We start from the raw sequence: 21,621 nt of genomic DNA, 5'->3' as shown, positions 1-21,621 counted from the left end.
TGCTACCGTCGGATGCCCGTCCGCAGGTGCGCGGCCACATGGTCGTCGAAGCTCTCGACGGTCTGGGTCACTACCTCGGCCGGCGCTGTGTCCCAGATCTCCTGGTTGAAGATCTCCACCTCGACGTCGCCTGCATAGCCGGCGTCCTGGACCGCCCTGGTGATGGCTTCGAAGTCGATGATCCCGGCCCCGGGGTAATGGCGCGAGAGCAGGACGTCCGCGGCCAGCGGCGTCCTCCAGTCGCACACCTGGTAGCTCGCGATCCGGCCTTCCGCCCCCGCCCGGACGATCTGCGCCTGAAGGTCGGGATCCCACCACACGTGGAAGGTGTCGATGACGACGCCGACGGCGGCGGGGGAGAAGTCGGAGGCCAGGTCCAGTGCCTGCTTCAGGGTCGAGAGGACGGCGCGGTCCGAGGCGTACATGGGATGCAGGGGTTCGAGCGCCAGGGTCACCCCGGCGGCCAGGGCCTCCGGAGCCAGCTCGGCCAGGGCCTCCTGCACCCTGACGCGGGCACCGGCGATGTCCCGCGAACCCTGCGGAAGGCCACCGGCCACCATCACCAGGACCGGGGCGGACCCCGCCGCGCCGGCTGCCGCGAGCGTCGCGGTCTCGGCGATGGCCCGCCGATTGTCATCCATGGCTGCACGACGGGCAGCGCCTTCCGGGACGGTGAAGAAGCCGCCGCGGCAGAGACTCGAAAAACGCAGCCCCGAGCCTGCGAGGAGCCGCGCCGCCTCCGGCAGGGTCTGGGCCTGCACCGAGTCGCGCCACAGGCCGATGCTCGTGATGCCGGCATCAGCCGTTACCTCCAGTGCTTCGGGCAGGGACGCATATTTCAGGGTGGCCTGGTTGATCGACAGGCGGGCGTGCGGAGTACTCACGCGGTCACCCCGCTCACCCGCAACATCGCATGCCAGCGCTCCCGGGCGAGATCCGGTTGCTCCAGCGCGCCGCACGCATTGGCGAGGCGCACGATCTCCGACAGGTGCGGCAGGCTACGGGCCGCGTGCAGGCCGCCAACCATGCCGACGCCGGGTTGGTGGCCGTTGAGCCAGCTGAGGAACGCAACGCCCGTCTTGTAGTAGAACGTGGGCGCGGCGAAGATCTGGCGGGACAGCGCTTCCGTGGGCCCGAGGATGCGCTGATAGGAGTCGTGATCGTCGGCATCCAACGCCTGGACAGCTGCCGAGGCGTGCGGACCGAGGGCCGCGAAGGCGCCGAGGAGTGCGTCCGAGTACCCCGAGGAGTCCCCTCCCATCAGGGAGACGTAGTTGAAGTCGTCGCCGGTGAACATCCGCGCCGGCGCGATCAGCTGGGCACGGACGGCCCGCTCGGACGCGGCGTCGAGCAGGCTCATCTTCACGCCGGCCACCTTCCCGGGTGAGTTCGCGATGATCGTGAGCAGGGTCGACGACGCCGCATCCGTGTCGGTGGAACCGAAGTAGGTGCCGAGCTCGGGGTCGAAGGCGCTGCCGAGCCAGTGCAGGATCACCGGCGTACCGGCTGCGGCCAGCACCTCCGCGTACACGCGCTGGTAGTCCTCCGCGGAAGTGGCCGCTCGGGCCAGGTGCCGGCTGGCCATCAGGACCACGGAGGCGCCCGCGTCCTCGGTCAGATGCAACTGGTGCTTGTAGGCGTCGATGACGGCGTCGAGGGAGATGACGGCGTCCTCGACATGATCGGTGTTGACGCCGACCACCAGTGCCCCGCCGACCGAGCGTGCCTCCGCCGCACTGCGGGTGATGAGTTCCCTCGTCGCGGTGGCGTCGAGCCCCATGTTCCGCTGCGCGGTGTCCATGGCGTCGGCGACGCCCAAGCCCCAGGACCACAGATGGTGCCGGAAGGCCAGCGTCGAGTCCCAGTCGATGTCGGCGGGAGCCCCCGGCACGTTGTCCGCCGTGGTCCGCGGCACCACGTGGGCGGCGGCATAGACCGTGCGGCTGGCGAGCGGCGCCGTCGGCTTCGTGAAGGACGGCGCGTGGTTCAGTTCGACGGCGGAGGTCCTGCCCGCCGCATCGACGAGGGTGATCATGCCAGTGGCATCGCTTCCCGGCGAGGCAGGGCGGTGCTGCGGACGTCCTGCAGGTCGAGGCGGCGCCCGGACCGCGAACTCTCGAGGCCCTGCTCGGCGAGGTACATTCCGCGGGCGCCCGCGAGGAAATCGTAGGGGTGTGGGGCGTCCTCCAGGACGTGCCGGAGGAAGTCCTCCCACTGGGTCTTGAAACCGTTCTCGAACACCTCGTTGGTGGGGACGTCGATCCAGTCGGCGTCGTAGTCGTGGGTGTCCTCGAGATCGGGGTTCCAGACGGGTTTGGGCGTGGCGTTGCGTGGCTGGATCTTGCAGCCGAACAGCCCGACGACGGCGGAGCCGTGAGTGCCGTCCACCTGGAACTGCACGAGTTCGTCACGGTTCACGCGGACCGTCCAGCTCGAGTTGAGCTGCGCGACGATGCCGCCCTCCAGTTCGAACACGGCATACGCGGCGTCGTCTGCGCTCGCGCGGTAGCGGTTGCCCTTCTCGTCGACGCGCTCGTCGATGTGGGTGACGGCCCGCGCGTACACGGATTCGACCCGGCCGAACAGGTTCTCGAGCACGTAGCTCCAGTGCGGGAACATGTCGACGACGATCCCCCCGCCGTCCTCCGCCCGGTAGTTCCAGCTGGGGCGCTGGGCGTCCTGCCAGCCGCCTTCGAAGACCCAGTACCCGAACTCCCCACGGACGGAGAGGATCCGCCCGAAGAAGCCCGAATCGACGAGGCGCTTCAGCTTCTGCATGCCCGGCAGGTACAGCTTGTCGTGGACGACGCCGTTCTTGATCCCGGCCGCTTCCGCCAGGTCGGCGAGTTCGAGGGCGTCCGCCGCGGTCTCCGCGGTGGGCTTCTCGGTGTAGACGGCCTTGCCGGCGGCGATGGCCTTGCGGATGGCCGCCGAGCGGGCCTTGGTCACGAGGAAATCGGCGTAGATCTCCCAGGTGGGGTCCGCCAGTACGCTGTCGAGATCGGTCGAGTAGTGCTCGATGCCGTGCCGGGCGGCGAGCTCGGCGAGCTTCACCTCGTTGCGGCCCACGAGCATCGGTTCCACCTGGACGCGCGTGCCGTCGGACAGGAGCACCCCGCCCTGGTCGCGGATCGCAAGGATCGAGCGCACCAGGTGCTGCCGATACCCCATGCGCCCGGTGGCGCCGTTCATGATGATCCCGATTGTCCTCGTTGACATTCCTACTCCTTCGTCCGGCTGTGCCGCCGTGTGGGAAAACGCTTACCGCGAGTGTAGGGGAAGAAGGGGGGAGGGGCAATCACGAAGGATCCGGCTCGCCCGAAGCGCCTCAGCGACCGGGGATCGACCGCCGCGTACACTGCTCGGGGCGCACCCATGCATTGCGGGCGGTGGAGAACTCGATCCACTGCGCGAGGACCGCCGACCTCGTCCAGGCCATGGCGAAACCGCGGACCGTCTGGCGTGAGCCGTTCGGATACTCGAGGTCCACCCAGAGCGCGGGTGCGGGGGAGACGGACTCCGTGATGCCTTCGGTCGGCGGTTCCACCTGCAGGGGAGGGACGAACCGGTGCGTCGTCGGCGGGGGCCCGTGCCATCCGGCGGCGTCAGCCACGCAGACCCGCCCAGGGGATGGCGCACGGCGCTGGCTGGTCCATGCCACCACTCTACGAGGTGCCGCCGAAGCGGAGTGGGGGGGTATACCGTCGACCCCGACGCCGGGTGGCCGGTGTCAGGCCTTGTGCGCCGAGGGCGGCCCCACGGTCCGACGGCGGCAATGCGCGGCATCCACCCAGGCCTCGCGTGCCCGGGAGTACTCGATCCACTGCGCCCGGACGGCGGAGCCCGTCCACGCCATCGCGAACCCCTTCATGGTGCGTCGGGTACCGTCGGAATACTCCAGCTCCACCCACAGTGCGGGGGATCGGGGTGGCTCGGTGATGCCGCCCGTGGGCGCCTCGAGCTGCAGCGGGGCCACGTACCGGTCGGCACTCGGTGGGATGCCGTGCCACCCCGGTCTTCCTGTCATGCGACGAGGGTACGCCGCACATCCGACACCGTGGCCGGAGGCCGCCGCAGATCCCGGTACTGCTTGCTGCAGATCCATTCCGCGCCGGGCCGTGTCTGGCTAGGATGATCGCGACGGCGGCACCATCACCGCATCCTCGTGCAGGCCCTCCGCGGATCGGAACGCCGACGTCACGCCGCTCGACCACGATGTGAGGTATTGATACGCCATGACGAACGACCGTCTGCAGAAGATTCTTGTCGCTGCCGCCGACAAGGAGGACATCCAGTTCGAGCTCGATCGCGCCGAACTGATCCTGCAGGAAGCGGTGGCCGAAGCGATGAGCCACGGGGAGGACATCACGGCCGTGGCCGAGGTGGCGGAACTCCCCGTGCACGACATCGCGAAGCTTGCCGCACACGACGCCGCCGGTCCCGAGGCCGTCCAGACCTACTGAGGGCGGGTCGGCGCGGTGCCTGCCGCGCGCCGCCGGCACCGACCATGCGGTGCCGACCACGCGGTGCCGGCGACCGGCGCCGAGCGCTCGGGATGTGTCGGGCGGGATCACCGGCGGGGCGTGCTGCCCCGGATGATCGTCTCCGTCCTGATGACCGGTGGATTGCCGGGCGCGGATGCCGCATCGTCGTGAGCGGTTCCCGTGGCGAGCCGGAGGGCGCGCCGGCCCACGTCCTCCAGGGGGATCCGGACCGTCGTCAGGGCGGGCGTGATGTCCTGCACGGTCGGTATGTCGTCATAACCGGCCACGCCGATCTCCGTGCCGGGCGTGATCCCGGCTTCCCTCAGAGCCGAGACCACGCCGACCGCCATGACGTCGTTGACGGCGAACACGAGATCCACCGACACCCCCGAGGCCAGCAGTTCCCGGGTGCCGCGGTAGCCGCCCTCACGGGTGAAGTCGGCGTGGACGATGCGCTCGGGCGGCAGGGAGATGCCGCGCTCGGCCAGCCCCGCGGTGAAACCTTCGAGTCTCTCCTCGGCCGTCCTGATCTCGGGTGGCCCGGTGATGACCGCGACGTCCCGGTAGCCGAGCGAGGCGAGGGCCAGGGCCAGGTCGCGGGCCCCGCCGCGGTTGTCGAGCAGTACGGTGGCGAACGGCGCTGCATCCTGGCTGATGAAGGCCACCTTCCCGCCGGTGTCCTCGAAGGAGGTCAGCTCACCGCGCAACGGCTCCTCGAAAGCCGAACCGGTGGTCCTGGAGCCCGCGAGGATCATGACGCGGGGGCGCTGCCCGCGCAATGCCCGCACCGTGTCCAGTTCCCGCTGGGCGTTGCGACCGGTCACGGCGATCGTCACCACGAGCCCCTCCTCGCTCGCGGCGTCGATGACCCCGGCCGCGATGCCGGAGAAGTACGGGTCCGCGATGTCCGCCACGAGCAGCGCCACCGTGGTGGTGCTCCCCCTGGCCACCGCCTGCGCAAAGAGGTTCGTGGTGTAGCCGAGCCGCTGGGCGGCCTCGATGACCCGCTGCCGGTAGGCCTCGTTGACCTTGCGGGCGCTTCCGTTCAACGACCTCGACGCCGTGGCGAGCGAGACGCCCGCTTCCCGGGCCACGTCATGCAGTGTCGCGGGACTCTTGCTCGCCGGTGCCGACATTGCTTCCACTCCTGGGGTCCGGGCGTCGGCCGCTGCGGCCACCGCCCGGCGCGTTCCATCGAAAGGGCTATTGTCGCACGGCCGGACAGGGCGACGCGGCCCCTCACCTCCGGTCGGTAAGCGCTTTCTCTGCTAGGGTTTTCCGAACTGTGATCCCTTGTCCACGTTGGAGGAACCGTGTCCCTGTCGAGTCCCGTGGAGAAGCGCTCCGCCCAGCGAGGCACTGCCCCTGCCGAGCGGACGGCGCCGCTGCTCCGTGCGGCAATCCTCGGGACCGGGGGCGTTGCACATCTCCACGCCGCGGCCCTGCGCTCGCTGTCCGGGGTGGAGCTCGTCGCGGCCGCGGATCCTTCCGCCGAGCACCTCGCCGCGTTCGCGGAGGCCCATGCGGTCCCGTTCCGCTACACCACCCTCGAGGAACTGCTCGCCGCCCAGCCCATCGACGTCCTGCACGTCTGCACCCCACCCGGCGGGCATGCGGATCAGTCGATCGCGGCCTTTGCCGCAGGAGCACATGTCGTCGTCGAAAAGCCCGCCGCGCTCAGCCTCACCGCGCTCGACACGATGACCCGGGCGGCTGGCGCCGCCGGGCGCGGCCTCGCCGTCGTCTTCCAGCAGCGCTCGGGCACCGCCGCGGCCCACGTGAAGGCGCTGCTCGATTCCGGAGCCCTCGGCCGCCCGCTGTCCGCCCTTTGCCAGACGCACTGGTACCGGACGGCGGAGTACTTCGCCGTACCCTGGCGCGGTACGTGGGCCACCGAGGGCGGGGGGACCACGCTCAGCCATGGGAGCCACCAGATCGATCTGCTGGCCTACCTGCTCGGCGAATGGTCGGCTGTGCACGCCACGATGTGGCGACAGCAGCACGACGTCGAGACAGAGGACCTCTCCCACGGGTCCCTGGTCTTCGCCTCGGGCGCGGTGGCCTCGGTGGTGTCGACGGTCCTCGCCCCTCGCGAGTCGAGCCTGCTCCGCATCGATACGGAGCGGGCGACGATCGAGCTGGAGCACCTCTACGGGCATGGGCACGCCCACTGGCGGATCACCCCCGCGCCGGGTGTCGACGAGGAGACCTCGGCGTCCTGGGATCTGCCCGAGCAGGAGATCCCGAGCGGCCACGACGCCCTGTTCGCCGAGATCCATCCCTCGCTTATCGCCGGCAGGGGCATGCCCGGCCTCGTGGCCCATCCCGCCCGCGCGCTCGAGATCATCACCGGCATGTACGTCTCGGCGCGCGAGGGGCGCTGGGTCTCCCGGGCGGATCTCACCGATCCGGCCCTGCGGGGCGGCCTGGCCGCACCGGTCATCGACGGCCGCCCGGGGACCCCAGCCGGACCCCCCGCGGGATGAGCGCAACCGAGCCGCTGTCGGTCCGGGATGGCCGGCTGGCCGGAGTGCTACGTGACGGCCGGGACAAGCCTGCCCTGCACGCGCCGCGACCCTTCCTCCACCCCGTCCTCACCCCGGGGGGACGGTCCGTCAGCGATATCGCGCCGGCCGATCACCCCTGGCACGGGGGGCTCGGCATCGCGGTGTCCACGATCGACGTCCCGGGCCAGGAAGTGCCGGTCAACCTCTGGGGCGGGCCGACCTACCGCGGCGCGCAAGGCTACGTCCAGCTCCCCAATAACGGCTCGCAGCGTGTGCTGGCCCGCCGCGATGCAGGCCGCACGGCAGTGCAGCGGATCGACTGGAGCGCTGCGGATGGGAGCGTGTTCCTGCAGGAGGAGCGGGCGTGTGGCGCGGATGTCGTCCGGGCCGCTGACATCGAGTGGTTCCGGATCACTGTGCGGAGCCGGTGGGTGAATGCCGGCGACGGTCCGCTGGCCTTCGGCAGCCCGACGACGGCGGGCCGTCCGAACGCCGGATACGGAGGATTCTTCCTGCGCCTCGCGCCGTCCTTCGACGGCAGTGCGATCATCGCCCCCTCGGACGGCGACGCCCGCCGGATCGGCGAGGGCGACGCCATGGGGGGAGCGCGCCCGTGGCTGGGCCTGCGGTCCGGCGGCGCATCCGTCCTCATGACCGCGCCGACGGGCAACCCGGGAGGGGTATCCCCCTGGTTCGTGCGCAGCACCGGCACGCCCATGCTGTGCGCGGCGCCCTTCTTCCACGAAAAGCTGCAGCTCGACCGCGACGCCGTACTCGACTGGGAGTGGTCGCTGCTGGTCGCGGACGGCGCCGTGAAGGAGGGCGGGTTCGCCGCTGCCGTCCGCGCCGCGTCGGCCCTCACGCCTCAGCTCACGGCATCCGGGATGGGGCGCCCGCCCCGACCGACGACGTGACGCCCGCCGCTCCGCGACGTCGCCACTGAACACGGGTCCGAAGCACGCGGCCGTGCTCCGGACCCGGCATCACGCGGCCCGGACCTCTACAGGCCGAGGGACTCGAGCACGGGCAGCTCGGCGCGCACCCTGGACCTCGCCTCGGCCGCGGTCGGCGCGGCCACGGCGAGCCCGGCGATCCGCTGCGCATCGGCCAGCGTGACGCTGTTCAGGACGGCGCCGACCCCGGCGAGGGCCCGCGGAGTCATCGACAACGTCGAGATGCCGAGCCCCACCAGCACGACGGCGAGCGCGGGATCCGCCGCGGCCTCGCCGCACACCCCGACCGGCTTCGCGTTCCCCTCGGCGGCCGAGCCCTCCACGGTCAGCTTCACCATCCGGAGGACGGCGGGCTGCCAGGAGTTGTTGAGGGTGGCAAGGGACCCCAGCTGCCGGTCGGCCGCCATCGTGTACTGCGTGAGGTCGTTGGTGCCCAGGCTGGCGAAGGACACCTCGCCGAGGATCGACTCGGCCATGACGGCCGCCGAGGGGACCTCGACCATCACGCCGGGTGTCTGCAGGCCGGCGTTGCTGCAGAGCTTCGCGAAGTCCGCGGCCTCCTCCGCCGTCGAGATCATCGGCGCCATGACCCAGACGTCCGCACTCGCCTGGGCGGCGGCGTCGGCGATGGCCTTGAGCTGCCGTTCCAGGACGCCCGGCGAGGTGAGGTCGGTGCGGTAGCCGCGGACACCGAGGGCAGGGTTGGGTTCGGACGTGTCCGTCAGGAAGGGCAGCGGCTTGTCCGCCCCGGCGTCCAGCGTGCGGACCACCACCTTCTTGCCAGGGAAGGCGTCGAAGACGCCCTTGTACGCCTCGATCTGCTCCTGGGCCGTCGGTTCCGCGTCGCGTCCGAGGAAGCAGAACTCCGTCCGGAGCAGTCCCACGCCCTGGGCCTGCGCCTCGGCCGCCTTCACCGCGTCGGGCGCCCCGCCGACATTGGCCAGCAGGGGTACCTCGTGGCCGTCCGCGGTCACGCCCACGCCGTCGAACACCGCCAGTGCCGCCGCTGCCGCGGCATAGGCCTCGGCCGCCGCTTCCTCCTCGGCCCCGGGGTGGAGGGTGATGGTCCCGGCGGCACCGTCCACGAAGGCAGGGGTGCCCTCGTCGATGGCGTCCACGCCGGAGGCGGCCACCACGGCGGGCAGTCCGAGGGCGCGCGCGATGATGGCCGTGTGGGACTGCGGGCCGCCGCCTGAGGTGACGAGGGCGAGGACCACCGCGGGGTCCAGGGTGGCGGTGTCCGCCGGGGCGAGGTCCTCGGCGACCAGGATGAAGGGCGTGTCCGACGTCGGGATGCCCGGTGCGGGGAGCCCGCGCAGTTCGGCCACGATCCGCGAGCGGACATCGAGGACGTCGGCGGTGCGCTCGGCCATGTAGCCGCCCAGATTGTGCAGCATCTCCGCCACGGAGGCGCCCGCTTCCCACACGGCGCGCGCCGGAGAGGTGCCGTTCTTGATGAGCTTCGCCGCGGTCTTCAGGAGCAGTGGGTCCGTCGCCATCAGGGAGGTGGCCTGCAGGACGGCCTTGGCGTCGCCCTTGGCGAGGCCGGCCCTGCGCTTGAGTTCCTCCTGCACGGTCTTCGCGGCGGACTTCACGGCGGCGACCGCCTCGTCCGGTGCGTCGGCGCCGTGGCGTTCGTCCGCCGGTGGTTCACCGACCGACGGCGGCATGTGCCGGACCGGGCCGATCACGCGTCCGGGGCTGACTCCGACACCTGCGAAATTCTCCATTGAACGTCCTCGTTTCCTTGCCGGTGAATCCGGTGCCACCACCATTGTGGTGTGCACGACCATTCTAGGGTGTGACCCAGTTCATATAACGCTGCTATACCTGCTACGGTAGCAGTCATGAAAAAGGGGAGTGAACCGGCGCCGAAGACCAGGCTCCTCCGGGCTGCCGCGGCACTGCTCGCGGAGTCCGACGGGGAGCCCGTCTCGACACGGCAGATCACCGAGGCCGCCGGCGTGACCGCTCCCACCCTGTACCACCACTTCGGGGACAAGGAGGGGCTCTTCGACGCCGTCGTCGCGGAGGGTTTCTCCGCGTACCTGGAGGCCGAGCGGAACATCCCGACGTCGGGCCAGCCGATCGAGGACCTCCGCATGCACTGGGACAACCACGTGCGGTTCGGCCTCGATCACCCCCACCTCTACCTGGTGATGTTCGGCAACATCCGGCCCGAGCGCCGTCCCTCCATGGTCGCCAGCGCGGAGGCGTTCCTCGAGGAGGTGCTCGCGCGGGCCGCCGCGGCGGCCCGTCTCGTGGTCTCACCGCACGAAGCCGCGCGCAGCATGCTGGCCGCCAACATCGGCGTCACCCTGATGCTGATCGCGGAGCCCGCGGCGAAGCGCAACCTCGAACTCTCCGCGATGACGCGCGAGGCGGTCATCTCGGCGGTGGCCACGGATTCCGAAGCGGATCCCGTGACCGACACCGAAGGGACGCCGTCCGTGGTGGTGGCGGCGATCGCCCTGAATGCAGCGCTGCAGTCCTCGCACCCCGATCAGCTTTCCAGCTCGGAGCTGAAGCTCTTCCTCGAATGGCTCCAGAGAATATCCAGCCGATCGGGGAGCTGACGCTTCCCGATCAACGCCATCCTCCGCAGTGTTGCGGGGCCAACGGTAAGGAATGAATGTGGCTACACAAGTAGAAGCACGGTCCGGGACGAGCGCCCGGGTCCGCGTGCAGAAGTTCGGGACGTTCCTGTCCGGGATGATCATGCCCAACATCGGCGCGTTCATCGCCTGGGGCATCGTCACGGCGCTGTTCATCGAGAAGGGCTGGCTGCCCGTACCGCAGCTGGGCGGTTTCGGGGAGACCGACGGCGTCGCCAACGTCGGTCTCGTCGGGCCGATGATCACCTATCTGCTGCCGCTCCTGATCGCCTACACGGGCGGCCGGATGGTCTACGACGTCCGCGGCGGCGTGGTCGGCTCGATCGCGACGATGGGCGTGATCGTCGGGGCCGGCATCCCGATGTTCATCGGTGCCATGATCATGGGACCGCTCGGCGCTTGGACCATGAAGAGGCTCGACGCGGTCTGGGAAGGCCGGATCAAGCCCGGCTTCGAGATGCTCGTCAACAACTTCTCGGCGGGCATCTGGGGCGCCCTGCTGGCACTGATCGGCTTCTACGGCGTCTCGCCGCTGGTCACCGCGTTCAGCACGGGCGCAGGCAACGTGGTCCAGTGGCTGGTCGACAACGGGCTGCTGCCGCTGACGAGTATCTTCATCGAACCGGCGAAGGTGCTCTTCCTCAACAACGCCATCAACCACGGCGTCCTGACCCCGCTCGGTGTCCAGCAGTCGCTGGAGCAGGGGAAGTCCATCCTGTTCCTGCTCGAGGCCAACCCCGGTCCCGGCCTCGGCATCCTGCTGGCGTACTCGTTCTTCGGTCGAGGCCTCGCCAAGGCCTCCGCACCCGGTGCCGCCATCATCCAGTTCGTCGGCGGTATCCACGAGATCTACTTCCCCTACGTGCTGATGCGCCCGCTGCTGATCCTCGCCGCGATCGCCGGGGGTATGACCGGCATCGCCACGCTGAGCATCACGAACGCCGGACTCGTGGCCCCCGCTGCCCCCGGATCGATCATCGCGGTCCTCGCCCAGACCGCCCGGGACAGCTACTTCGGCGTCACCCTGTCCGTCGTGCTGGCCACGGCGGTGTCCTTCCTCGTCGCGTCGGTCATCCTGAAGGCCGGCAAGGACCAGGAAGAGGACCTTGCGGCAGCCGCCGCCAGGATGGAGAGCCTCAAGGGCAGGAAGAGCTCCGTGGCCGGGAACTTCCGCTCGGAGCGGGCCACCGACGGCCCCATCCGCAGCATCGTGTTCGCCTGCGACGCGGGGATGGGATCCTCGGCCATGGGCGCCTCCGTGCTCCGCAACAAGATCCGGGCGGCAGGGTTCCCGGATGTGAAGGTCACCAATCTCGCCATCTCCAGCCTGAAGGACGACTACGACGTCGTCGTCACGCACCAGGATCTCGCCGACCGCGCCGAACCCCTGACGCCGCGCGCCACGCACGTGGCGGTCGACAACTTCATGAACAGTCCGCGCTACGACGAGATCGTCGATCTCGTCCGGGCCGGCGACAGCGCCGGCGTCGATCTCGAGGAGCCGGCACCCGCCGCCGTCGCGTCAGCGGCGGCCACGCGCGACGACGCCGCCACCACCGACGCCGGGGACGTCCTCGCGGAGGAGAGCGTCGTGCTGAACGGCACCGCCACCACGCAGGAGGACGCCATCGACGAGGCCGGCCGGCTGCTGGTCGCCCGCGGGGCCGTCGACTCCACCTACGTCGCAGCGATGCACGAGCGCGAGCGGTCCGTTCCCACCTACATGGGGAACTTCCTCGCGATCCCGCACGGCACCAACGCCGCGAAGGACCTCATCAGGCGCTCGGCCGTGTCGATCGTGCGCTACCCGGAGGGCATCGACTGGAACGGCAAGCAGGTGAAGTTCGTGGTCGGCGTCGCCGGCCGGAACAACGAGCACCTGTCCATCCTGTCCGCGATTGCCCGCGTCTTCTCGGACAAGGCGCAGGTCGCCCGGCTCGACGAGGCCACCACGGTGGACGAGGTCCTCGCCCTCTTCGGAAAGGTGAACGCCTCGTGAAGGCCGTCCATTTCGGCGCCGGCAACATCGGCCGGGGCTTCGTGGGGCTCCTGCTCCACGAAGCCGGGTACGAGGTGGTCTTCGCCGACGTCGCGGACGGCCTGATCGACGAGTTGGCCTCGACCCCCAGCTACGCCGTCCACGAGGTCGGTGAGGAACCGGCCGTGAAGACGGTGGACAACTACCGCGCGCTGAACTCCCGCTCCCACGAGGAGCAGGTCGTCGCGGAGATCGCCGACGCGGACATCGTCACCACGGCGGTGGGCCCGAACGTCCTGCGGTTCCTCGCGCCGGTCATCGCCCAGGGGATCGCCCGGCGCGGAGCGGGCCTGGCCCCGCTGCAGGTCATGGCCTGTGAGAACGCCATCAACGCCACGGACATCCTGCGCCGTGAAGTCGAGCGGGCGTACGACGGCGAGGCCTCCGACCTCGCGGCACGGGCGGTCTTCGCCAACACGGCGGTGGACCGCATCGTCCCGGACCAGGCGGCCGGGCAGGGCCTCGACGTCACGGTGGAGACGTTCTTCGAGTGGGTCATCGATCGCACGCCGTTCGAGGGCCGTGCGCCGCAGATCCCGGGCGCCACGTACGTCGACGACCTCGGGCCGTACATCGAGCGGAAGCTGTTCACCGTCAACACGGGCCACGCGGCCGCTGCCTACTTCGGCTCCGCGGCCGGCGCGGAGAAGATCGCAGATGCCATGGCGGACGACGCCGTCGCGGCCAGGGTCAGGGCCGTCCTGGACGAGACGAAGCAGCTGCTCGTGGCCAAGCACGGGTTCGACCCGGCGGAGCAGGAGGCCTATGTGCAGAAGATCCTGCTGCGCTTCTCGAACCGGCACCTCCCGGACACGGTGGTGCGCGTGGGCAGGGCGCCGCAGCGGAAGCTGAGCCGCAGGGAACGCTTCGTGGGACCGGCCGCCGAGCTCGCCGAACGCGGTACGCATCCCGTCGCGCTGCTCGAGGCGATGCGGGCCGCGCTGTCCTTCTCGGTGCAAGGCGATCCCGAGGTCGCCGCGCTGGCCGAGATCCTCGCCACCCAGGAACCGTCCGAGGCGACGACGTCGATCACTGGCCTCGAGGCGGACCATCCGCTGTACCCGTCGGTACTGGGCCTGATCGAGCAACACGCGCCGGTGCACCCCGCCGGATAGGCAGAACGGCAGGGCCCGAAAGCGGAGAAAGGGAGCAGCGTCGGCTGCTCCCTTTCTCCGTTCGCGAACCAGCGGCTCTTGACGAACAGTGCACTGAATTCTAGGTTGTTAAGGAAAGCGTTTTCCAAACAAGGGATTCAATGATGAGTTCGGCACAGAAAACAGCAACCTCCGCCTGCGTGGCACTCGCCACCGGCGCACTCCTCACACTCTCGGGACTGTCCGTCCCGGCGATGGCCCAGGGCACGGCCAACGCGGCGCCGATCGGGGGAGTCCAGCTCGAGTACCTCGACCGTGGCGTCGTCGCCGCCGCCACCCCGGAGGGCGTCTTCCTCAGCTGGCGATTCCTGGCCACCGACGCCACCGGAGCGACGGCCGCAGGGCTCACCGGTGCGGACTTCACGGTGTATCGCGACGGGGAACCCATCGCCACCGTCACGGACAGCACGAACTACCTCGACACCTCCGCGGCCGGCGGCACCGGGGCACCCGCCGCCGGGTACAGCATCGGCACCGTCGTCGATGGCGTGGAGGTGGAACGCAGCGCGGAGACCTCGCCATGGGCGCAGGCCTCCATCGATCTGCCCCTGGTCAAACCGGCCGACGGCGTCACTCCGGCGGGGGAGCCCTACACCTACGCGGCCAACGACATGAGCGTCGGTGACGTCACCGGCGACGGCTCTTACGAATTCGTCGTCAAGTGGGATCCGTCGAACTCGAAGGACGTCTCGCAGGTCGGCTACACGGGAAACACCTTCATCGACACCTACACGCTCGACGGTCGCCTCCTCAATCGCGTGGATCTGGGTGTCAACATCCGATCGGGCGCGCACTACACGCAGTTCATGGTCTCGGACTTCGACGGTGACGGCCGCTCGGAGATGATGATGAAGACGGCGCCCGGCACGAAGACCACCACCTACGGCCCGGGCGGAGAGGTGGTCGCGGAGGAGTACGTGACCCTGCCGGAGTCCGACGTCGCCGCCGGAGTGCAGCACTCCGACGACTACCGCCTGAGCGCGGACGACTACTTCGAGCACGTCGTCGACATGTTCCAGGGGTGGCAGGATCATCCGGAAGTGGTCGCCGGAAACTGGCCCACCACCCTCGAGGAGGCATTCGGGATCGAACGGCGGTACGAGTATCCGCTGACCGAGGCCGATGCCCGCGCCATGGCGGACTACTTCGTGGACGAGTACGCCCCGTCGCGGAGCGCCCGCAACAACCTCAGGGGGTTCGAGGGCTTCGTGGTGGACGGTCCCGAATACCTCAGCGTGTTCGACGGCGAGACGGGACGCGAGCTCGAGACGGTCCCGTACGAGCCGGGACGCGGGGACGACGGCCTGCTGTGGGGCGACTACGCCATGGCGCGCATCGAGCCGGGCAACAGGGTGGACCGTTTCCTCGCCGGCGTGGCCTACCTCGACGGCGAGAACCCCTCGGCCGTCTTCGCCCGCGGCTACTACACGCGGGCCACGATCGTGGCCTACAGCTGGGACGGCAGCCGGCTGACGCAGGACTGGAACGTGGACTCGGGGCACGTCCCCATGACCAACCCCTTCAACGACGGCCCGCACGGCGGGACGGGCTCCAGTGAGGAGTTCGGAACGCTCGCCGGGCAGGGATTCCACTCCCTGAGCGCAGCCGATGTGGACGGCGACGGCAAGCACGAGATCGTCTACGGAAGCGCGACGATCGACGACGACGGGTCGCTGCTCTACAGCTCCTTCGACACCCTTCCGGCCGGCAGCGCCGCGCCCGGTACCGAGGCGAAGCTCGGGCACGGTGACGCCATGCACGTGGCCGATATCGATCCCGACCGGCCCGGCCTCGAGATCTTCTCCGTCCACGAGGGCGGAGCGTATGCGCCGTACGGATGGGTGATGCGCGACGCCGCCGACGGGAAAGTGCTCTTCGGCGGCTACACGGGCAAGGACACCGGCCGCGGGATGATCGGCGACATCGATCCGGCGGTTCGAGGGCTGGAGAACTGGGCCGTCGGGCTCCGTTCTGCGGGCGGGGATCTGCTTCCCGGCAACGGGCCGGGCACGAACATGAGCATCCGATGGGCGGCGGACGGCTCCACGCAGATCGTCAACGGTTCGGGGAACCAGGACGTCAGGATCGATGACGCGCAGCGAGGGCGCCTGCTGACCGCCACCGGCACGAGGACGAACAACGGGACCAAGGGTAATCCGTCGCTCGTCGCGGACGTGTTCGGCGACTGGCGGGAGGAGATGCTCGTGCGGACCACCGACAGCTCGGCCATCCGTATCTTCACCAGCACCGAGGTGACCGACCGCAAGCTGTACACGCTGATGCACGATCCGCAGTACCGCGCGGAGACCGCCCGGCAGAACACCGCGTACAACCAGCCCGCCTACACGGGGTTCTACCTGGCCGCGGACACCGACTTCACCCAGGTGCCCGTACCGAACGCATTCCTCCCCGGTGCGCTTCCCGCCCTGCAACGGCAGCTCGAGCAGCTCGTCGGCTCAGGCGGCGTCTCCGGCCCCGCGGCACAGCAGTTGCGGTCGTCCCTCGAGCAGGCACAGCGGGCGATCGAGCGGGACCAGGCCGGCACCGCGGCGCGGGCGGTGGAGAAGTTCGTGGACCGGCTCGGACGGAACAAGCCCGGCACGGTGACGGACTCGGCCCGGGACCAGCTCGGCCACGCCGGATCGGCCATCCTCACCATGCTGAGGTAGCAGCCTCGAGACCGGAATCCCCGGCAGGATCACACGCGGACGGGCGTGGGATCCTGCCGGTCCTGTGCCCGACGCGGGCCGGATGCCCGGCGCGGCCGCCCGGCCTTCGGTCGGAACGAGGGCCCCGTGTACCGGCCCTCGCGTGTCGGCTCACGGGCGCACGAGGTCGTCCTGCTCGAGGGCGAGCAGCTCGCGCACGAACCCCAGATGCTCGATGTCCTGGAAGGCGCCGCCCTGCTCGTGCCCGTTGTAGGGGTAGACCTTCATGCGCTTCGGTCCCGCGTAGTGGTTGTGGGCCGCGAAGACGCACGACGGCGGGCAGACGTCGTCGAGCAGTCCGACGGAGAACATCGCGGGGATGGTGCTGCGCGCCGCGAAGTTGAGGCCGTCGAAGTAGCTGAGGGTCCTGAAGACGCCCTCGATGTCGTTCCGGCGCGTGCCCAGGTACCTCACGATCTCGGAGTAGGGGGCGGTGTCCACCGTTTCCGTGGCGTGCCGCATGTGCGCGAGGAACGGTACGTCGACGATGGCCCCGACGGGCGGGGTGTCGTTCACCCGTGGGACAAGGGCTGCTGCGGCGAGGGTGATCCCGCCGCCCTGGCTCCCGCCCGAGACCACCACGCGGGCGGCGTCGACGGCGGGGTGCGCCTGGGCGGCCTCGACCGCGTGCACGGCGTCGACGAAGAGGCGCCGGTAGTAGTACGTGTCCGGACTCTCGATGCCGAGCGTCATGAAACCGCCCGCGTGCGGGCCCGTGAACGCGCCGTCCGCCGTGTCACCGGGTCGGTGGCCGGAGCCCTGGCCGCGGAGGTCCATGACGAAGTGTGCAATGCCGGCACTGGGTAACGCGGTCCATTCGCCGAGGAGCCCGCGCCCGCCGCCGTAGCCGATGAAGGTGACGACGGTGGGGAGCTCGCCCGCGAGGTGCCGAGGCCGCAGCAGCCAGGCCTTGATCGGATCCCCGCCGTAGCCGGCGAAGGTGACGTCCTCCGTGACCAACTGGGAGTAGCCCGCCCGGATCTCCTCGACCAGGGGAGGGGCTGCATGCCTGCGCTGTTCGGACAGCGTGCGGTCCCAGAAGGCGTCGTAGTCGGCGGGTTCGTCGCGCTCGGGCAGATACCGGCGCAGCTCGGACAGGGGGCGGTCGAAATGGGGCATGAGGTGCATCCTTTCACGCAGTGGATGAGCGAGGATAGTGTTCGAACTCTTCTGCCCGGAGCAGGCTGTTGACCATTGATACGATTCAATCTACGCTGTGGGATAACGCTTTCCCAAGGCGCCCGCAATGGCTGACAACGAAGTTTCCCAGGAGGACAACGATGTTCCGCACACTCTCACGACGCACGCTGACAGGGGTTGCGGCCCTGGCCGCCACCGGACTGGTCCTCACCGGATGCGGTGGCGGCGGAGGCGAGCCCGCAGCCGTCGACACCGACGAGCAGATCACGCTCAACTACACGTTCTGGGGCAACGACGATCGTGCGGCTCGGTACGACGAGGCCATCGCGGCGTTCGAGGAGGAGTACCCGAACATCACGATCAACGACACGTTCACCGACTACCCCTCCTACTGGGAGAAGCGTCAGACGGAGGCCGCCGGTGGCGGGCTTCCCGATGTGATGCAGTTCGACTACACCTATCTCCGCCAGTACGGCGACAACGGCCTCCTGCTGAACCTCGAGGACTACTTCGGCAACGGGATCACCACCGACGCCATCGACGAGAGCCTGCTGTCCACCGGTACGCTCGAGGACGGCACGTTCGCCATCCCCACCGGCTACAGTGCCTGGTCCGTGTTCCAGAATCCGGGCCTGCTGGCCGAGACCGGCGTCGAGCCCTACGAGGGCGGCACGAGCTGGGACGACTACGACGCCTACATGGCGTCCGTCACCGAGGCGGGCGGCGGCGACGTGTACGGCGGTACCGACACCACACAGCGCATCCAGGACCTCGAGCTGAAGCTGCGTCAGGACGGACGGCAGCTCTTCACCGAGGAGGGCGAACTCAATTTCACCCAGGAGGAGCTCGCCGAGCACTGGGCGGAGGGCCAGGAGAACCGGGAGACCGTCACGGTGCCGCAGAGCAAGCTCGAGGAGATCAACCCCGTGTCGGGGTTCGGCGGCAGCCTGACCACCAGCGAGATGAGCTGGAGCAACTTCCTCGGAACCTACCTCGGTGACTCCGGTGCCGAGGAGATCACCATCGTCGCCCCGCCCACCAGCAATCCGGACGAGAAGGACCTCTACCGCAAGGTGGGCCTCATGCAGGCGGCGTCCGCCTCGACCGAGCACCCCGAGGCTGCGGCCGCCTTCGTCGACTTCCTCATCAACAGCCCCGAGGTGGGCGGGATCTTCGGAGCGACGCTGGGCATCCCCGCCTCCGGTACGCAGCTCGAGGGAGCGAATCTCGAAGGACCGGACAAGGCCGTCAAGGACTACCTCGACTCCATCGAGGACCGCATGGGCGAGGCCCCGGCAGCGCCCGTGGCCGGCTTCGGTGCCATCGAGCAGACGTTCTGGGACCTCGGCAAGTCGATCGGCCTGGGCACCGTGACCCCCGAGGACGCCGCGCAGCAGTTCTTCGACGAAGCCTCCGTCACGCTCGGTAACTAGCAGGACGTCAGGTATCCAGCAGGACGAAGGAGTCAGATCGTGAGCACGGACTCGGCGCACGCGCCAGCGTCACCCCGCACCGCCGCATCCGGTGCCCGTCCGGCGGACAGCCGCCGGACGGGCAGGCCCCGGCCCCGCCGCCCTCACGGCGACTCCCTGGCCGGGTACGTCTTCCTCTCACCCTGGCTCCTGGGCTTCGTGGGACTCACGCTCGGCCCCATGCTGGCGTCGCTCTACCTCGCCTTCACCGACTACAACCTGTTCACCGCTCCCGAGTGGACCGGGCTCGAGAACCTCAGCCGCATGGCCGACGACGAGAAGTTCTGGGGCTCGGTACGGATCACGCTCATCTACGTGCTGGTGGGTACGCCCATCAAGCTCGCCGCGGCGCTCGCAGTGGCCATGCTCCTGAACTACCGGGCGAAGGGCACCGGGTTCTTCCGCTCCGCGTTCTATGCTCCGAGCCTGATCGGAGCCAGCGTCAGCATCGCGATCGTCTGGCGGGCCATGTTCTCCACGGACGGCCCCGTGGACGGCGCGCTGAACCTGTTCGGCATCAACCTCGGGGGCTGGATCGGGAACCCCTCGCTGATCATGCCGATGATGATCCTGCTCGCGGTCTGGCAGTTCGGCGCTCCCATGGTCATCTTCCTGGCCGGGCTCAAGGGCGTCCCGGCCGAACTCTACGAGGCCGCCTCCGTGGACGGTGCGAGCCCCCTGCGCAAGTTCCTCAGCGTCACAGTGCCCATGCTCTCGCCCGTCATCTTCTTCAACCTGCTGCTCGAGATGATCAACGCCTTCCAGGTCTTCGCCTCGGCATACATCATCGGGTCCGGGACGGGCGGCCCCGGCGGCGCCACGAACTTCTACACCGTCTACCTCTACACCAGGGCATTCGCCAACAACCAGATGGGCTACGCCTCCGCGATGGCCTGGGTGTTGCTGCTCGCCGTGGGGGTGCTCGCCCTCATCCTCTTCCGCACCTCGAAGAGCTGGGTCCACTACGCAGGAGACTCCAAGTGACCACCATCGAATCGAACCCTGCCGTCCCGGTCCCACAGGCGCCGGACGGTGGCATCCAGCCCCGGCTGCGACGTCGACCGATGCGTCGGCACCTGCCCACCGCGCTCTGGATCGTGGGGATCGTCGCCCTCACGGCGATCGTGCTCTATCCGCTCCTGTGGATGGTCTCGGCGTCCCTGAAGCCGAACTCCGAGTTCGGCAGCAACCAGGGGTTCCTCCCCGAGAACCCCACCCTGGACAACTTTGTCAAGGTGATGCAGGGCATCGCCGGCATCCCCACGTGGAAGTTCTTCCTCAACTCGCTGTTGCTGGGCATCGGCGCTGTGATCGGCACCGTGATCTCCTCGTCGATGGCGGCCTACGCCTTCTCCCGTATCAACTTCCGTGGCAGCAAGATCCTCTTCGCGGCGATGATCGGAACCCTGCTGCTGCCGTTCCATGTGCTGATCATCCCGCAGTACGTGATCTTCCGGAACCTCGGGCTGATCGACACCTTCTGGCCGCTGCTGGCGGGCAAGTTCCTGGCCACGGAGGCCTTCTTCGTCTTCCTCATGGTGCAGTTCATCCGTAACCTGCCGCGGGAACTCGACGAGGCGGCGCGCATCGACGGCTGCGGCCACGGCCGCATCTTCTTCTCGATCACGTTGCCGCTGATCAAGCCCGCCCTCATCACGTCGTCGATCTTCGCGTTCATCTGGAGCTGGAACGACTTCCTCGGGCCGCTGCTGTATCTGAATTCGCCGGACAAGTATCCCCTGCCCCTCGCGCTGCGCATCTTCAACGACCAGACGAGCACCTCGGACTACGGTGCGACCATCGCGATCTCCGTGCTGGCGCTGCTGCCGGTGATGCTGTTCTTCATCATCTTCCAGCGCTTCCTCGTGGACGGCGTGGCCACACAGGGCCTGAAGGGATGAGCCCGCGCCGGCGCGATGCGGCCGACCGCGGGCGGCAGGCCGCCGTCCATGATGGCAGTACCCTGCGCTGGCCCGGCGGCACGGCGAAGTTCGCACTGTTCGGGGAGGTTCTCTGGGTGGGCGTGCTCTGCTGCGTGGGCGGTCTCGGGATCCTCACCATTCCGGCGTCCCTTGCCGCCGGGTCCGCGCATCTGCACCGTTTCCTGCGCGCGGAGGCCTCCACCGTCCGGCACTTCGCCGCCGACTTCGCGGCCGCGCTCCGGACAGGATGGCTGGTTGGCCTCGGTGTGGCCGCCGCCGTCGTGCTCCTCCTTCTCGACATCGTGGTGGCCGGTTCGCGGTCCCTGCCGGGCTGGCAGCTCGTCCTGGCCGCCGGGATCGTCCTGCTCGTGGGACTCCTGGCAGGACTGGCGGGGGTCACCGCTCGCTGGCAGGACGTCCGGTCCTGGCGGGCGGCAGGACGCCTGTGGCTCCGCGAGGCGCGAGAGGACCCCGCGGGCGTCCTCTGGCTCGTCGCCGCCGTCGTGCTCACCGCGATGGTGGCCTGGCAGCTGCCGCCCCTGATCATCCCCGGGGTCGGCTGCCTCGTCTTCGCGGCCTTCGCGACGTCGGTGCGCGAGCGCCGGCCCCGCACCTGACCTGCGCTGCC

Annotated in this window: 19 protein-coding genes; 11 read left to right on the top strand and 8 right to left on the bottom strand. The window is 69.4% G+C overall.

Annotated features, from left to right (window positions below):
* Positions 1-2: 2 nt before the first annotated feature.
* From ACSGDB_RS04780 to ACSGDB_RS04760, 5 genes are all read right to left on the bottom strand, one after another.
* Complete coding sequence (locus ACSGDB_RS04780) at positions 3-884, bottom strand: sugar phosphate isomerase/epimerase family protein (RefSeq protein WP_434993281.1); 882 nt, start codon at positions 882-884, stop codon at positions 3-5.
* Complete coding sequence (locus ACSGDB_RS04775) at positions 881-2,035, bottom strand: dihydrodipicolinate synthase family protein (RefSeq protein ID WP_434993279.1); 1,155 nt, start codon at positions 2,033-2,035, stop codon at positions 881-883. Before ACSGDB_RS04775 ends, ACSGDB_RS04780 begins: the two co-directional genes overlap by 4 nt.
* Entirely contained in the window at positions 2,032-3,219 is a 1,188-nt protein-coding gene (locus tag ACSGDB_RS04770; RefSeq protein WP_434993276.1) for a Gfo/Idh/MocA family protein, read from the bottom strand. The genes ACSGDB_RS04775 and ACSGDB_RS04770 overlap by 4 nt, the downstream gene beginning before the upstream one ends.
* A 109-nt stretch (positions 3,220-3,328) precedes the next feature.
* On the bottom strand, positions 3,329-3,613 hold the full coding sequence (locus ACSGDB_RS04765) for a hypothetical protein (RefSeq protein WP_434993275.1): 285 nt from the start codon (positions 3,611-3,613) through the stop codon (positions 3,329-3,331).
* A gap of 117 nt (positions 3,614-3,730) precedes the next feature.
* Positions 3,731-4,027, bottom strand: a complete 297-nt coding sequence (locus ACSGDB_RS04760; protein WP_434993272.1) for a hypothetical protein — start codon at positions 4,025-4,027, stop codon at positions 3,731-3,733.
* A 208-nt stretch (positions 4,028-4,235) separates the two neighbouring features.
* On the opposite strand from ACSGDB_RS04760, the gene ACSGDB_RS04755 reads away from it, so the two are divergent.
* The gene (locus ACSGDB_RS04755) at positions 4,236-4,463 is read left to right on the top strand and encodes a hypothetical protein (protein WP_434993270.1); all 228 of its coding nucleotides are present in this window, start codon (positions 4,236-4,238) and stop codon (positions 4,461-4,463) included.
* A 107-nt stretch (positions 4,464-4,570) separates the two neighbouring features.
* Here ACSGDB_RS04755 and ACSGDB_RS04750 read toward each other — a convergent pair whose 3' ends face one another.
* Positions 4,571-5,578 (bottom strand): LacI family DNA-binding transcriptional regulator, encoded by a 1,008-nt coding sequence (locus ACSGDB_RS04750; RefSeq protein ID WP_434993267.1) that lies wholly within the window; start codon positions 5,576-5,578, stop codon positions 4,571-4,573.
* 219 nt (positions 5,579-5,797) lie between these two features.
* Here ACSGDB_RS04750 and ACSGDB_RS04745 point away from each other — a divergent pair, with 219 nt between their 5' ends.
* Entirely contained in the window at positions 5,798-6,970 is a 1,173-nt protein-coding gene (locus ACSGDB_RS04745; RefSeq protein WP_434993264.1) for a Gfo/Idh/MocA family protein, read from the top strand.
* Complete coding sequence (locus ACSGDB_RS04740) at positions 6,967-7,905, top strand: DUF6807 family protein (protein ID WP_434993263.1); 939 nt, start codon at positions 6,967-6,969, stop codon at positions 7,903-7,905. The genes ACSGDB_RS04745 and ACSGDB_RS04740 overlap by 4 nt, the downstream gene beginning before the upstream one ends.
* Positions 7,906-7,991: 86 nt before the next feature.
* Here ACSGDB_RS04740 and ptsP read toward each other — a convergent pair whose 3' ends face one another.
* A complete protein-coding gene (gene ptsP / locus ACSGDB_RS04735) occupies positions 7,992-9,674 on the bottom strand; it encodes a phosphoenolpyruvate--protein phosphotransferase (RefSeq protein ID WP_434993262.1) in 1,683 nt (560 codons plus the stop codon).
* Between the two features lie 117 nt (positions 9,675-9,791).
* Between ptsP and ACSGDB_RS04730 the strand changes: the two genes are divergently transcribed.
* From ACSGDB_RS04730 to ACSGDB_RS04715, 4 genes are all read left to right on the top strand, one after another.
* Entirely contained in the window at positions 9,792-10,520 is a 729-nt protein-coding gene (locus tag ACSGDB_RS04730) for a TetR/AcrR family transcriptional regulator (protein WP_434993260.1), read from the top strand.
* A gap of 58 nt (positions 10,521-10,578) precedes the next feature.
* The gene (locus ACSGDB_RS04725) at positions 10,579-12,558 is read left to right on the top strand and encodes a PTS mannitol transporter subunit IICBA (RefSeq protein WP_434993258.1); all 1,980 of its coding nucleotides are present in this window, start codon (positions 10,579-10,581) and stop codon (positions 12,556-12,558) included.
* Positions 12,555-13,712, top strand: coding sequence for a mannitol-1-phosphate 5-dehydrogenase (locus ACSGDB_RS04720; RefSeq protein WP_434993256.1), 1,158 nt, complete (start codon positions 12,555-12,557; stop codon positions 13,710-13,712). Before ACSGDB_RS04725 ends, ACSGDB_RS04720 begins: the two co-directional genes overlap by 4 nt.
* A 140-nt stretch (positions 13,713-13,852) precedes the next feature.
* Entirely contained in the window at positions 13,853-16,420 is a 2,568-nt protein-coding gene (locus ACSGDB_RS04715) for a rhamnogalacturonan lyase (RefSeq protein WP_434993254.1), read from the top strand.
* 150 nt (positions 16,421-16,570) lie between these two features.
* Here ACSGDB_RS04715 and ACSGDB_RS04710 read toward each other — a convergent pair whose 3' ends face one another.
* Positions 16,571-17,578, bottom strand: a complete 1,008-nt coding sequence (locus tag ACSGDB_RS04710; RefSeq protein ID WP_434993252.1) for an acetylxylan esterase — start codon at positions 17,576-17,578, stop codon at positions 16,571-16,573.
* A 161-nt stretch (positions 17,579-17,739) separates the two neighbouring features.
* Here ACSGDB_RS04710 and ACSGDB_RS04705 point away from each other — a divergent pair, with 161 nt between their 5' ends.
* The 4 genes from ACSGDB_RS04705 to ACSGDB_RS04690 are packed head-to-tail and all read left to right on the top strand — an operon-like array spanning position 17,740 to position 21,610.
* Positions 17,740-19,032, top strand: coding sequence for an ABC transporter substrate-binding protein (locus ACSGDB_RS04705; protein WP_434993249.1), 1,293 nt, complete (start codon positions 17,740-17,742; stop codon positions 19,030-19,032).
* A 39-nt stretch (positions 19,033-19,071) separates the two neighbouring features.
* The gene (locus ACSGDB_RS04700) at positions 19,072-20,055 is read left to right on the top strand and encodes a carbohydrate ABC transporter permease (protein ID WP_434993248.1); all 984 of its coding nucleotides are present in this window, start codon (positions 19,072-19,074) and stop codon (positions 20,053-20,055) included.
* The gene (locus ACSGDB_RS04695; RefSeq protein WP_434993246.1) at positions 20,052-20,972 is read left to right on the top strand and encodes a carbohydrate ABC transporter permease; all 921 of its coding nucleotides are present in this window, start codon (positions 20,052-20,054) and stop codon (positions 20,970-20,972) included. The genes ACSGDB_RS04700 and ACSGDB_RS04695 overlap by 4 nt, the downstream gene beginning before the upstream one ends.
* Entirely contained in the window at positions 20,969-21,610 is a 642-nt protein-coding gene (locus ACSGDB_RS04690) for a hypothetical protein (RefSeq protein ID WP_434993244.1), read from the top strand. Before ACSGDB_RS04695 ends, ACSGDB_RS04690 begins: the two co-directional genes overlap by 4 nt.
* Positions 21,611-21,621 lie beyond the last annotated feature (11 nt).

This window comes from Arthrobacter sp. Ld5 (assembly GCF_051172775.1).
Taxonomy (GTDB): domain Bacteria; phylum Actinomycetota; class Actinomycetes; order Actinomycetales; family Micrococcaceae; genus Arthrobacter_D.
The sequence above is the reverse complement of the archived record's forward strand: the minus strand, read 5'-3'. Positions and strand labels throughout refer to the sequence as shown.